14 protein-coding genes are annotated in these 13,628 nt (G+C 42.9%); 4 read left to right on the forward strand and 10 right to left on the reverse strand.

All coding sequences use genetic code 11. From position 1 onward, the window contains the following. Positions 1–283 precede the first annotated feature (283 nt). Together typA and ABWY16_RS00290 are read left to right on the forward strand one after the other, a co-directional pair. Entirely contained in the window at positions 284–2,089 is a 1,806-nt protein-coding gene (typA, locus tag ABWY16_RS00285) for a translational GTPase TypA (protein WP_353902649.1), read from the forward strand. A 99-nt stretch (positions 2,090–2,188) separates the two neighbouring features. Next, entirely contained in the window at positions 2,189–3,388 is a 1,200-nt protein-coding gene (locus tag ABWY16_RS00290) for a serine hydrolase domain-containing protein (RefSeq protein ID WP_353902650.1), read from the forward strand. Between the two features lie 159 nt (positions 3,389–3,547). Here ABWY16_RS00290 and ABWY16_RS00295 read toward each other — a convergent pair whose 3' ends face one another. The 3 genes from ABWY16_RS00295 to ABWY16_RS00305 all read right to left on the reverse strand — a co-directional run bounded on the left by ABWY16_RS00295 (position 3,548) and on the right by ABWY16_RS00305 (position 6,237). Beyond that, entirely contained in the window at positions 3,548–4,111 is a 564-nt protein-coding gene (locus ABWY16_RS00295; RefSeq protein ID WP_353902651.1) for a type 1 glutamine amidotransferase domain-containing protein, read from the reverse strand. Positions 4,112–4,212: 101 nt separating this feature from the next. After that, complete coding sequence (locus ABWY16_RS00300; protein ID WP_353902652.1) at positions 4,213–4,962, reverse strand: glycosyltransferase family 2 protein; 750 nt, start codon at positions 4,960–4,962, stop codon at positions 4,213–4,215. Positions 4,963–4,965: 3 nt separating this feature from the next. Continuing rightward, a complete protein-coding gene (locus ABWY16_RS00305; RefSeq protein WP_353902653.1) occupies positions 4,966–6,237 on the reverse strand; it encodes a glycosyltransferase in 1,272 nt (423 codons plus the stop codon). A 98-nt stretch (positions 6,238–6,335) separates the two neighbouring features. Between ABWY16_RS00305 and ABWY16_RS00310 the strand changes: the two genes are divergently transcribed. Next, positions 6,336–7,097: a class I SAM-dependent methyltransferase gene (locus ABWY16_RS00310; protein WP_353902654.1), complete on the forward strand. Its 762-nt coding sequence runs from the start codon at positions 6,336–6,338 to the stop codon at positions 7,095–7,097. Positions 7,098–7,115: 18 nt separating this feature from the next. Here the strand turns inward: ABWY16_RS00310 and ABWY16_RS00315 are convergent, their stop codons facing one another. The 7 genes from ABWY16_RS00315 to ABWY16_RS00345 are packed head-to-tail and all read right to left on the reverse strand — an operon-like array spanning position 7,116 to position 13,235. Next, complete coding sequence (locus tag ABWY16_RS00315; RefSeq protein WP_353902655.1) at positions 7,116–8,015, reverse strand: glycosyltransferase family A protein; 900 nt, start codon at positions 8,013–8,015, stop codon at positions 7,116–7,118. Between the two features lie 4 nt (positions 8,016–8,019). Beyond that, complete coding sequence (locus tag ABWY16_RS00320; RefSeq protein WP_353902656.1) at positions 8,020–8,781, reverse strand: class I SAM-dependent methyltransferase; 762 nt, start codon at positions 8,779–8,781, stop codon at positions 8,020–8,022. Positions 8,782–8,793: 12 nt separating this feature from the next. Further along, entirely contained in the window at positions 8,794–9,441 is a 648-nt protein-coding gene (locus ABWY16_RS00325; RefSeq protein WP_353902657.1) for a class I SAM-dependent methyltransferase, read from the reverse strand. Next, positions 9,438–10,757 (reverse strand): flippase, encoded by a 1,320-nt coding sequence (locus tag ABWY16_RS00330; RefSeq protein WP_353902658.1) that lies wholly within the window; start codon positions 10,755–10,757, stop codon positions 9,438–9,440. The genes ABWY16_RS00325 and ABWY16_RS00330 overlap by 4 nt, the downstream gene beginning before the upstream one ends. 28 nt (positions 10,758–10,785) lie before the next feature. Next, a complete protein-coding gene (locus ABWY16_RS00335; RefSeq protein WP_353902659.1) occupies positions 10,786–11,475 on the reverse strand; it encodes a YjjG family noncanonical pyrimidine nucleotidase in 690 nt (229 codons plus the stop codon). A 13-nt stretch (positions 11,476–11,488) separates the two neighbouring features. Next, positions 11,489–12,133: a uracil phosphoribosyltransferase gene (upp, locus tag ABWY16_RS00340; RefSeq protein WP_353902660.1), complete on the reverse strand. Its 645-nt coding sequence runs from the start codon at positions 12,131–12,133 to the stop codon at positions 11,489–11,491. Next, positions 12,114–13,235, reverse strand: coding sequence for a DUF7033 domain-containing protein (locus ABWY16_RS00345; protein WP_353902661.1), 1,122 nt, complete (start codon positions 13,233–13,235; stop codon positions 12,114–12,116). Before ABWY16_RS00345 ends, upp begins: the two co-directional genes overlap by 20 nt. Before the next feature lie 65 nt (positions 13,236–13,300). On the opposite strand from ABWY16_RS00345, the gene ABWY16_RS00350 reads away from it, so the two are divergent. Beyond that, positions 13,301–13,628: DEAD/DEAH box helicase family protein (locus ABWY16_RS00350; RefSeq protein WP_353902662.1), on the forward strand; the 328-nt coding region annotated here is incomplete at its 3' end.

The following is a 13,628-nucleotide window of genomic DNA, read 5'->3' on the forward strand; positions in this document are numbered from 1 at the left end:
ATCTACCACAAGCTGTTGCAGCTTGGGATGCTGTATGCGCAATTCACTTCTTACCAGGATCAGCACATGAGCATAATTTTTATTCCCCAGTAACTGGAAGAGTAAATTATTCCCGATTGCTCCGCTTGCGCCAGCTACAATTGCTTTCTTTTCCATCTTTTTATCACTAAACAAATTCGCAGCAAAAGAGTTGTTTAATTATTTTAATTATGACATTGTCCTATCAGATAGGATGATATATCAAAAATTTACGTTATCTTTGCGCCAAAATTAGGCGCATTTTATGCAAAAAATAAGAAATATAGCTATCATAGCACACGTTGACCACGGTAAAACTACATTGGTTGATAAGATTTTACACACTTGTTCTATTTTTCGTGACAACGAACAAACAGGTGACTTGATACTTGACAATAACGATTTGGAAAGAGAACGTGGTATTACCATCGTTTCTAAAAACGTTTCAGTAATGTATAAAGATACTAAAATCAACATTATTGATACCCCTGGTCACGCCGATTTCGGTGGTGAGGTAGAGCGTGTATTGAAAATGGCTGATGGTGTATTGTTATTATGCGATGCGTTTGAAGGTGCAATGCCTCAGACCCGTTTCGTAACTCAGAAAGCTTTGGCTTTGGGTCTTAAACCTATCGTTGTTGTAAACAAGGTAGATAAAGAAAACTGTCGTCCTGAAGAAGTTTATGAGCAGATCTTCGAATTGTTCTTCAACCTTGAAGCTACAGAAGATCAGTTAGACTTCCCTGTAATCTACGGTTCATCTAAACAAGGATGGATGAGCACTGACTGGACTAAACCAACTACTGATATCTTCCCTTTACTTGATGCTGTTGTTGCAAATATCCCACCTCCGCCAATGCTGGAAGGTACTTTGCAAATGCAGATCACTTCATTAGATTATTCATCTTTTGTTGGTCGTATTGCGGTTGGACGTGTTCACCGTGGTTCAATCAAAGAAAACCAGCCGGTTACGTTGATCAAACGTGATGGTAAAATGGTAAAATCAAGAGTAAAAGAACTATATACATTTGAAGGTCTTGGAAAGATCCGTACTACTGAAGTAAAATCAGGTGATATCTGCGCTGTTGTAGGTATTGATGGTTTTGATATTGGTGATACAATCTCTGATTTTGATGCTCCGGAACAACTTCCTGTTATCAAAATTGATGAGCCTACAATGAACATGCTGTTCACTATCAATAACTCTCCTTTCTTCGGTAAAGAAGGTAAATTTGTTACTTCTCAGCGTATCAAAGAACGTTTGTACAAAGAGATGGAGAAAAATCTTGCCCTGAAAGTGGTTGAGACAGAATCTCCTGATGCTTATTTAGTATACGGAAGGGGTATTCTCCATTTATCAGTATTGATCGAGACTATGCGTCGCGAAGGATATGAAATTCAGGTTGGACAGCCACAGGTTATTATCAAAGAAATTGATGGTAAAAAATGCGAGCCAGTTGAAACACTGATCGTGGATGTTCCTGGTGAAGTTGCCGGTAAGGTAATTGAGCTTGTTACTCAGCGTAAAGGTGAATTACTGATTATGGAACCAAAAGGTGACCTTCAGCATTTGGAATTTGAAATCCCTGCGCGTGGTATCATCGGATTAAGAAACAACGTATTGACAGCAACTGGTGGTGAAGCTATCATGGCTCACCGTTTCAAAGCTTACGAGCCCTGGAAAGGTACTATCCCTGGAAGGTTAAACGGTGTTCTTGTATCAATGGAAAAAGGTAGTACTACTGCTTATTCAATTGATAAATTACAGGATCGCGGTCGTTTCTTTGTTGATCCGGGTGTTGAAGTTTACGAAGGTCAGATTATGGGTGAGCACATCCGTGACAATGATTTAGTAGTAAACATTGTTAAAGGAAAAGCCTTAACTAACATGCGTGCTTCTGGTACAGATGATAGTCAGCGTATCGCTCCTGCAATCAAATTTTCACTTGAAGAGGCTATGGAATACATCCAGGCTGATGAGTACATTGAAATCACTCCTGTAAGTATGCGTTTGCGTAAAATCTTCTTAACAGAAAATGAGCGTAAAATCAAAGGAAAACAATTCCAATAGGATTTTTTAAAATTTCACAAAGCCTGTAAGCAATAGTTTACAGGCTTTTTTCGTTTATGGGTAAAATGTGACTTTAGGGAAATTTAATCCAATCAGCCAATGAAAAAGAAAGGTTACCATGTATTGCTGCTACTGATCCTGATCACAGGTGTTTTTGCTATACTCTTTTACCGCCGGCCTGAACTGCTGAAAGTTTTGCGTTACCAGAACCCCGATGATCAGACTTACAGGATTTTTCCTCAATCTGTGGTAGCTAAAGCTGATACTGCCTTTCATTTCATCAGAACCAATAACAGGAATGACCTGGATACTGTCAGCGTGATGAACAGTAAACATGAGCTGGTACCTTTCAAAAAATACTTTGATGATGGACAACTTACTGTATTCATGGTAATCAGAGATGATACGCTGATATATGAGAGATGTGCCCCTGGTTATAGTGATACTACACTGTCCACACTTTTCTCCGTCGGGAAGAGCATGACATCAGTTTTACTGGGTAAGGCATTAGCCGAAGGCCGGATTAAAAGCCTGACTGATCTGCTGATCACCTATGTTCCCGAACTAAGATCCAATCCGGCATTTGAGCGTATTACCCTCAGGGATCTTTTGTCCATGAAGTCCGGCCTGGAATTTACGGATGCGGAAAGCAACTACCTGATGGCAATCTTTTCTGACGAAGCTAAATATTTCTATACAGATGACATCAAAAAACAGTTGCTCAGTACGAAATCTGCACAGCCACCAGGTACATTTTACAAATACCGGAGTATTGATGTTTTTCTGCTTGGCTGGGCAATAGAGAATGCAACCGGACAGAAGATTGCGCAGTATTTCCAGGATAAGATTTGGAAAAAAATTGGTGCGGAATATCCTGCAAGCTGGGGCCTGGATCATCCGGATGGTTTTGCCAATACTGCAAGCAGGTTTCAGTCTACTGCCATTGACCTGGCCAAAATCGGCCGTTTATATCTTAACAAAGGAAATTATAATGGCATCCAGGTGATACCGGAGGAATGGATAAACGAGTCGGTTCATTTAAATGCTGAAAGTCCTGCTCTTTCCAAATACTGGCAGAAAACAACATTTCATTATATGTGGTGGCTGCCGCAACTGCCGGTTAACGGGGATTTTTCTGCGGAGGGTACCAGGGGGCAAAGGTTATATGTGGATCCGCTAACCCGTACAATTATTGTTCAGTTCGCATTGAAAGGCGGGGGTGATTTTCCTTACCGGAAGATCAGCCGGTATCTTTCAGGCTTGCCTTTTGCTTATCCTGATAGTTATAAAAAAGACTGATCTTGTATCAATGCCTTCGGCCGTATTTCAGCGGCCGGCAACATTGATACAAGATCAGTCTTTTTTAATTAAACATTTGGTTTTTAGTAAAAAGCCAAATGTTTAATCCCAGGTTTTGCTGTAACTAAAAAGGTGTCTGACTATTTAACTTAGCCCTGGCTATACATGCTGGCCGTCATGCACACCTTCTGCAAATTCTTCTACGATCTTATCGTTAAAGGCAGGAAGGTCTTTCGGGCTGCGGCTGGTTACCAGACCCTGGTCTGTCACTACTTCTGAATCTTCCCAGTTTGCGCCGGCATTAACCAGGTCAATTTTAATAGTTTTTGTGGAGGTCAGGTTACGTCCTTCTACCACTCCGGCAGAAATCAGTACCTGCGGACCGTGACAGATAGCGGCTACCGGTTTTCCGGCTTCAAAAAATTCCCTTACAAATTGTAAAGCACCTTCATCTTTTCTCAGTGAGTCAGGATTAAGGACACCGCCCGGGATCAGCAGACCCTGATAATCATCGGCATTTGCTTCTGCTACAGTTTTGTCTACATCAATTTCCACAGTCCATTCGCGGTCGTTTTTCATTCCCTGAATCTTGCCAGACTCCAGCGAGATAATATGTACTGTAGCTCCTTCCTCTTTCAACCTTTGAACAGGGCTTGTTAATTCTGATTCTTCAAATCCATTTGCTGATAAAACAGCTATGTTACGATTACTTAATGTTCCCATAGTAGTATATTTTAAAATGTACTACTACTACAAACCACAAAAAGTATTGTTTCTTTCAATTCAGAAAACTGATATTGAAATGGCATAAACCCGGGGGCAGATTAATCGTTTGTGCGGTGGTGCTTCAGGTAAAAACGGGCAAGGTTTACGGCAATCGAGAAGTGATTGATCAGGTTGGGCAGCAGTCCATAATACTTAGTGAAGATACTGAAACGTTCTTTCAGGCTTTCCATATGTTTCTGTTTGGAAATACCTCCTGTAAGGTATTTGGCTACGTAGGTGCGGGTATTTACAATACTTGAAGCCTTCTTCGCCACTTTAATAATCCAGTCGATATCTGCACTGTATTTATACTGCAGGTCATACGGAGCAGCCAGGCTGCGTTTCACATAAATCGCCTGGTGGCTGATGCTCATACCATATTTAAAGCTTTTCCAGTCGAACGTTTCCGGAGCTTCGTGCCTGCGCTGGCCCAGGCTATGCCAGCCTTCATCATACATTTCTGTTTCTCCGTAATAGATGTCCGCACCGGGAGCAGCTGCAAATACTTCGCGCACTGTATCGGTGCTGTAGATCTCGTCGCCCGAGTTCATGAACAGCAGATAATCGCCGGTGGCCAGGGACAAGCCTTTATTCATGGCATCGTAAATGCCCTTGTCTTTTTCAGAGATAAATTGCGCCAGTTTATCCTTGTAGCGGTAAATAATATCTTTTGTACCATCAGTTGAAGCACCGTCTATTATGATATACTCAATATTTGGATAGCTTTGGTTCAATACAGAAAGCATGGTACGTTCGATGTCCTTTGCATTGTTATATACTATGGTGATAACGCTAAGCTTTGGCTGCATGGTTTAACGGGGGTGTAGATTGATGAGCGACTGGTACAGGAGCATATGTTTTTCGGCAATCACCTCTTCAGAAAAATGAGTCAGGATTGTTAGCCTCGCCTGCTTCTGAATCTCTGCGGCACTGTCTTCGTGATACAGCCATTCCATACCTGTAGCAAGGTCTTCAGCAGATTCATAATCCGCCAGGTAACCATTTACGAGGTGTTCCACCATATCCGGGATACCACCTGTTTTAAAGGCTACTACGGGAGTAGCGCAGGCCAGGCTTTCCATTACCGTATTCGGAAGGTTATCTTCCAGCGAGGGGGTTATAAATGCATCTGCAGCAGAATAACACTTGGCCAGATGTGTATCGTTGCTTATGGTACCTAAAAAAGTTGTTTTAAAAGGGAATTCCGGCATTTCTGCACTCTCCTTATTGCCGAAGATCAGCAGTTCAATATTTTCTCTGACAATGCCTGGCCTGCCCGCCAAATCATTCAGGGCCTCAATCAGATAGGACGTACCTTTATGTTTATCATTCTTTGAGGGCATAAAACCGCTCATCAGCACAAATTTATCAGGGGCAATGTTCAGCAGCTTTTTGGCTTCTGCCTTTACATAAGGTTTAAAGATGTTGGTTTCGATTGTATTCGGGATCACGGCAACATCCCTGGCGCCCATCAGACTGCTGAATTTGATCGATTGTGCCATCCATTTACTTGGGGCAACAATATGGAAGCCAAGGTTTTTATACCCCTTCTTTTTTCTGATCCAGTTCTGGTGCGAAATGTCGTTTTTACCACTGATCTTTAAGAGCGGGCAAAATCCGCACTGGTTATGAAAGTTCTCGCATGCATAGCGAACGTGGCAGCCACCCGTAAAGGCATTGCTGTCATGAAAGGTCCATACGATCGGCTTATCCAGTTCCTCCAGTGCAGCAAGGTCTTTTGGTCTTAAAAAACCATGGTTGATCCAGTGCAGGTGAATCAGGTCTGCATCTTTTAAAGCAGGATGGCTGGCAATGGAACGGCCGAACCACTGGATGGAAAATGGAGTTTTAAGTGCTTTTACCAGTCCTTTAGACATATACCTTTCAGAGAGGATATTAAAAACAGCCCTGGCTTTCTGAAAAGGGGTTTTACTAAATGCAACCGCTTTGGTGCTTTCTTTAAATTGATAGTATACCATTACATTAGAGTCGGCACCACTTGCGTTAAGTGCATCACTTAAGCGGAGACATGCCCTTCCGGCTCCTCCGTTTCCTTCATATGTATTTAAGTGTATTACTTTCAATGTGTCAAAATTACATATTATTGTGATCGTTTATGTATTTTCACGCCGGCAAAATTATATCTTTCTCAGCCCTATAACAGCGTTTAAAAAAAATAAATATGAGTAACCTTTTAACGGACAGACAATTTTGGGTGGATTACTGGGAAAGTAAAACAGGCCTGTCTGTTAATATCCCGGCAGATTACCTGTTCCATAAAGAGCTTGCTTCGATTATCAGTACACAAAAGGTAAAAACAGCGATTGAACTGGGAGGCTTCCCGGGGTATTATGCTGTATTCCTGAAAAAATATTTTAAGCTGGATGTAACCCTGCTGGATTACTTTGTACATCAGCCGGTTACCAATGCATTGCTGCAGGCAAATAACCTGAAAGAAAGCGATATTCATATCATTGAAACCGATTTGTTCAACCACACAGAAAAACAGCAATATGATCTTGTTTTGTCATGTGGCCTGATAGAACACTTTAATGATACGAAAGATATCATCAGGCGCCATATCGATTTCCTGAAGCCCGGGGGTACTTTACTGATTACGCTTCCAAACTTCAGGGCATTAAATGGATGGTTCCAGAAATCATTTGATAAAGACAACTACGATAAACATAATATAGCTTGTATGGATCCCCAGCTGCTGGCAGCTATTTGTCGTGATTCCGGTTTGCAGGTGGTACAGGCAAAATATTTTGGCCATTTTAGTCTGTGGCTGGAGAATGAGCAGCAGAAACCGGCAGGAGTGAGGCTGCTGAAAAAATCGCTCTGGCTGGCAGGAAAGGTTTTTACCAAAGTATTTCCATTTAATTCGAAACAGCTTTCCCCTTATATTATCCTCGAGGCAAGGAAACAATCCCGGATCAGCTAAAAACTGAGCGGTTGATAATTACCCCAGCCGCTGTATGATGTAGCGCTTCAGCCGCTGCCACAAGCTACCCTTTCTTGTACTTAGGAATTGTTTGATAGCATGATATGCGGCAGCATTCTCTTTGATCTCTTTTGGAAACGCTGTAATAGGCTTTGGGTGGATGATCACATTGTAAATATCATTGATACCAGAATGTACCCCGGTGCCGTCGTGGCCAATGTTATTCACTAAAGAATGGGCAGGATTCAGTGTAAGCCCGTTTTTCAGAAAAATAGAAGCATACCAGCGGATAGCCCAGGAGTTGTTCTTCCCGTTTTTAAAGTCCATCATCTGTTTCCAGAAATTCATGGTATGCTCAATAGAAAAAGCACTTTTCTTTTTGGCGTCAAACTGGCTGATCAGGGTATCGATATTGGGTTCAAAGTGTTGCCAGGCCCTGTCCCAGGTAGCCCATCCCCAGCTGGTTGCCGCACGGTAAAAAAAGGATTCGGGCAATGTGTTTTCTTTCAGGTGGTACATATAAGCACCAATATGCATAACCCGCTCTTCACTGCGGTAGCGGTTTAAGGCATCGTTAAAATAAGTTAAGGTATATGGAGAGGTTATCAGGTCGTCTTCAAATACGATTACCTGTTTGTAGTCCTTCACTAGTCGGCTTACACCTGCAATCACAGAATTTGCGAGCCCCATATTTTCTTTTCTTTCAATGATCTCAACAGATCTGAACCCATCAACCGTCTTTAAAAGGTCTCTCACCAGCTTCACTTTATCCACATCATCGTCAGTTTTGGGGCCGTCCGAAAAGATAAAAAGGCGGCTTTCGGCTGCGAGCTCATTCTGTTTCAGAAATTTTAATGTACGTTCAGTATGCTGTGGCCTGTTGTACACAAATAAGGCAATGGGGGCAAAGCTTTGCATGTATTTAAAATATTTGCAGTGTCTGGTTAGATTTCTGGGTTAGAACGGTGTAAGCGTTTGCAAATTGTTCTTCTTTCCTGGTGCCCATCAGATTTCCGATCAATTTCTTGATCCGGTATTCCATTTCGATCTTCATGATCCTGGAAAATGCTTTAGGAGCTTTTTTATTGACAAACTCATTGAATTTTGTTGTTGCCGGCGGCGTCATAGACAGCCTGCCCGAAATTACTGTTAGTCCTTCACTCTGCAATAAAAAGCGGAGCGATGTAGGGGTGTACATATTGATATGCCCGTAATCCAGGAAATGTTTCATTCTTTTGTCAACCCCAAAACGGTAGTCAAGAGGTACTTCAACAACGATATTTTTAGCGATACGTTTCAGTTCCCTGATCAGGATACGTTCGTGTTCCACATGTTCAAGTACGTGCGATAAAATTACCAGGTCAAAACTGTCATCCGCGTAGGGGATCTCATATCCGTCAAAACTTTTGGCTTCTGCCAGCCTGCTTAATCCGCGTTCCCTGATCCTGTCCACACCTGTATCTGCGATTTCCAGTGCATAAAGTTCCTGCCCAAAGTTCCACTCGTTAAGGAAATGAAGGATGCTGCCATCACCGGCGCCTACTTCAAGTACTTTCAGCGGGTTGATACTTTTGCACACGGCAACGATGTTGGCCGCCTTTGAGCGGGCACCAAGCATCCGCCATGCAGAATCATCTTTTGTGTAGAAGTCGTTGTACGCTGATTTTACGTCGTCACTCAACATAGAAATATGTTTTTATATGTGTAAACAGTTGTCAGTTTTGTAAAATACAGAGGTAGCCTTCAGGTAAAATAATCCCGGTGAAATACCAGAGAAAGAAAGCTCCTTAAATCCAGCATTAGTAAGGAAAGTACGTGCTTTATCATATTCAGGGCGTTCAGAATCATCAAGGACAATCACTCCCTCTGGCGTTAACGCTGCTGCGCTGCTGATACAGCAGTTTACGCGGTCGCGTCCATCTACAATGATGATGTCAAACTGCTCTCCAAGTGTTGCCGCTTTCCTGGAATATTCACCACCGGTTTCCAGCTTACTGAAGATCATTTCAGCATTCTGCGCTTTGGATTTAACGATCTTGTTATACCAGGCTTCATCATGTTCTACAGAGACAACTCTTCTTACCCGTTTTGCATAAAAAAGGGTCGAACTGCCGGATCCGTATTCAAAGATGCTGAAGTTCTTAGTCAGACGGGGTTTAATAAAATCGATAAATGAATAAGTTACCCAGGGTAATGGTTCGCCATGCTGGTCCATCGCCTGCTGATTGTCAAATGAGCTGAACCACCCGATGTTAGCCAGATAGCCTTTGTGGCCGTAAGATAACAATGCCTTTAACCTGTCCGGCTTTTTTAATAGTGTTGCGAATGCTTTGAGTTTGTTCAACGTTTAAATATTTTTTGAAATGCAGTAAACAAAAATAATGATTTTAACATCATTACGCCCTGCAGTCGGGTTTTTGGAATGAATAATAGGTAAAAGGTACTGATAAAACAAGCAATAAGTGTAGCTACAGATGCGCCGATGCCTCCGTACTTTGGAATCAGCCACAGATTGAGCAGTACATTGGCCACTGCACCAAACGCAGTACGCTGGAAAGAGACCATTGTATATCCTTCTGCAAGCAGGTACTGGGAGCTTGCGCTGCCAAGAAAAACGAAGATGCCTGACCAGATATGTATGGATAACATTTGGCCTGCGCCCTGATATGCATCCTTATAAATCAAATGAATAATATCTGTTCCAAGGAAACTGATCAGTATGGCAACGGGCAGACTGATGAATACCAGCAGGTCGTACAGGTTCTTGAGTCTTTTGGTATAACGTTCCAGATCGGTCTTTCTCGCATGGATGATTGCCGGGAAAACCGATGTTACAATGGCTACAGGGATAAAATACCAGGCTTCGCTGATATTTGCGGCTACACTGTAGATGCCCACTTCTGCACTTCCCACATCTTTCAGCATCACCTGGTCGATCTTCATGTAGATAGACACCATCACCGCAGAAAGAATCAGGGGAAAACTTTGTTTCAGCAGTTTAACTGCCCTTGAACGGCTGAAAGTCCAGGTCAGCAGGCTGAACCCCCGTTTATGATACATATATACGAGGCCTGCAGCGAGCGACAAGCTGTCAAAACTCAGTGCTGCAGCGAACCAGATTACCGGAAGATGGAACCACACCAGCAGGATCTTCACTATGACGGAGAGGATCACGCAGACGTTCTGAACCTTTACCACATACTTTGAGGCTACCTGCGACTGAAAATAGGAATCAATAACGTTAAATGATTTGAAAAAATAGGCCAGGGAGAGGATCACAATAACCCAGGTAAGTGGATTGCCGGGATGGTCGGCAAAGCGGTGAAACAGCAGGTAAACACCTACCGTGGCCGGGATGAGCAAAAGACTTACAATCAGACGCATCAGCAATGCAGTCCCCAGGATCTCGTCTTTTTTCGCAGGCTCATTGATAATTTCCCGGATGATAAAACTGTCCAGACCCAGTGCAGCAACGGCAGCCATGATCATGGTAAAGGCACTGGCGAAACTTAAATCACCAAAAGAAGATGCCCCCAGATAGCCTGCAATGATAAATCCTACCACCATACTCAGGATTTTTCCAAACATCAGCCAACCTGTATTTTTAAAATACTTGTTGAATGCCTCTTCATCAAAACCTTTTATACCGGGTAATTTCATTGCCGCAAAGATGTGAAATTAAAAGCGATTAGAAGTGCAGCATTAATTCCTCCAGGTGAAGGATCTGCCATTCCACATCTGCAGGTTTATCTTTGTTCAGCGGATTGAAGAAAATAGCCTTCATTCCAAAGTCCTGGGCACCGCGGATATCGGCCTCAATGCTATCGCCGATCATGATACTTTCCTCTTTCTTCGCACCTGCCAGTTGCAGGGCGTGCTCAAAAATGGCTTTATCAGGTTTGTTTACACCTACATCCTCAGAAATGATCACGTTTTTGAAGAAGGGATTTAAATTACAGCGTTCCATTTTGAGCAGTGTAGTCTCTTTAAATCCGTTGGAGATGATATGCAGGGTGTATTTTTTCTGCAGGTAGCTGAGTACTTTCTCTGATCCCTCAAACAGGTTGGTTTTTTTGGGGCTGAACTGTACATAGTCTTCTTCAAACTGATGGGGCACCAGTTCCGGAGTTATACCCAGTTCAATAAAGGTTTTGTGAAATCTTTCGGCCCGCAAAGTATCTTTTGTAATCCTTCCCATATGATACTCCGCCCAAAGCAGCTGGTTATTCTCCGTATATCTTTCGATAAATGCTTCGCAGGAATTTAAGCCCAGGGTATTCAATTGATACTGATGGTAAAGTTCCGTTAAGGTTTCCTGTGCATTTTTATCAAAATCCCAGATGGTATGGTCGAGGTCGAAAAATATATGTCTGATCATTCTAAAGGTAAAATTATAATTTGGTGCCATAGGCGAGGTCGCCTGCATCACCTAATCCGGGCACAATGTACGATTTGCTGGTCATCTCTTCATCAATTGCTCCCAACCATAATTTTGCTAAAGGCAGATTTGCGCGGACATGCCTGATGCCTTCCGCACTTGCAATAGCGGCTACGATATGCAGCTCTTTTACTTTATACTGGGCAATAAGTTCTTTGCAGCTGCGTACCATACTTAAGCCAGTGGCCAGCATGGGATCGGCAATGATTACCACTTTATCGGTCAGGTCTGGCGCCGAAACAGCATCCACCTGGATCTCCAGCGGGCCGTTGATATGGTTTTTCCTGTAGGCTGTAATAAATGCGGCTTCTGCACGGTCAAAAATATTCAGCAATCCCTGCTGCATCGGAAGGCCGGCGCGCAGGATAGTGGCAAGAACCGGTTGTGTTTCCAGCCGCTGTGAATTGGCTATTCCCAGCGGCGTCACTGTTTCCACAGGTACGTAAGTCAGCGTTTTGCTGATCTCCAGGGCAAAAAATTCGCCCAGTCTTTCCAGGTTCCTGCGGAAGCGCATTGCATCCAGCTGTATTTTTTCATCGCGTAACTCTGCAATGAAAGTGTTGGCTATAGAAGTGGTCTTACTTAAGTCGAATATCATTGCGTTCAGATAAAAAGTTAGCTAATAGTTCCAGGTACAGTCTTCTTCCAACCCTGCCTTTCCCGGATTCAGGTAAAGTCTCTTTATGCCAGAGCAGGTAGAAATGCCCGTTTAAAAGTTTGACATTTTCGATCATCCTGCCCCATTTAGCCAGCACATCCTCTATATTAAACGTTCTGCTGAGCTTTAATATTTCGTCATTTACCGCTACCGGATGTATGAGCAGGTGTGTGGTTTTTTCCAGTTGCAGGTCATACCAGAAGAAGGGCGTACAGGTACCTGCCCTGAAGCCTATCGTTTTCGCATATCCCATCCGGTAATCTCCGGCAATCTCATTTTTAATCAGGTGGAGATAGCTTTTCGGGAATGACAGCTGTCTTCCGCAGACGACGTCCAGCTCCTGCACGGGTTTATGAAAATAAACTGCATTCAAATCATATTTATCATGCTGTTCTTTCAGAAAAGCCTGCAGGCCGCCCGGTTTAGGTATAACGCCATTTGACGCTGATTTCAAATAAGGTATTTTCTTCAGCAGCTTTAGGGCTTTATCCAGCGGGCTCAGCGTCGTGTTGGGATACATGCAGATCAGTGGGATAAATGAATATTCTTTTTTACCAAAGTATAATTTCGGATAACGTTTGAGCAGCATGTTCTTCAGCATCAATGCCCAGCCGTCCACCACCGGAAATTCCAGTAACTTCAGCTTGCTCTGCAGACTTGCCTCTGCAGGATATTGTCCGTCCTGATCGGGCGTAAAAGGGAGATACTCTTCATACCGGCTTACAAAATAAAAGGCAGCAGCAAAAACATCAAAGGGTAAACTGCTGTTGTCTACAGCAAAGGGCACAATCATGTCGCCGAAAGTTGTGGTCCTGATTGTTGGAGCAACTATCGAATGTGATAAAAGGAATTCTGATTGTCTGAAAAAAAGTTCATCGCCCACGGGCTGTTCGCCATAAGTAGCTTTTGGCAGTTCAGAACTTTTAAATTCTGAAACATTGGAACTGAAGCCGACTTGTGTTTGCAGGACATCATTAAAAATAAAGTTAAAAATGTACTTTATCCTTGGCGTAAGTAAAGGGACATATACCAGTAGCTTCATGAACATTAAATTTAGGATATAATCACGACATATCAATACGCCATAATTCTTATCTTTGAATATCTATGAAATTTCAACTCGTTTCAGACTATAAACCTACAGGTGATCAGCCCAATGCCATCGAGCAGCTGGTTACCGGTGTAAACAATGATGAGCATTATCAGACACTGCTGGGTGTAACAGGTTCCGGAAAAACCTTTACCGTAGCCAACGTGATCCAGCAGACCCAAAAGCCTACACTGATATTAAGCCATAACAAAACGCTTGCGGCACAGCTGTATGGAGAATTCAAGCAGTTCTTTCCTGAAAATCAGGTGAACTACTTTGTCTCTTACTATGATTATTATCAGCCTGAGGCCTATATGCCCAGCAGCAACACCTATATAGAAAAAG

Origin of the sequence: Pedobacter sp. (assembly GCF_040513095.1) — a bacterium.
Classification (GTDB): domain Bacteria; phylum Bacteroidota; class Bacteroidia; order Sphingobacteriales; family Sphingobacteriaceae; genus Pedobacter.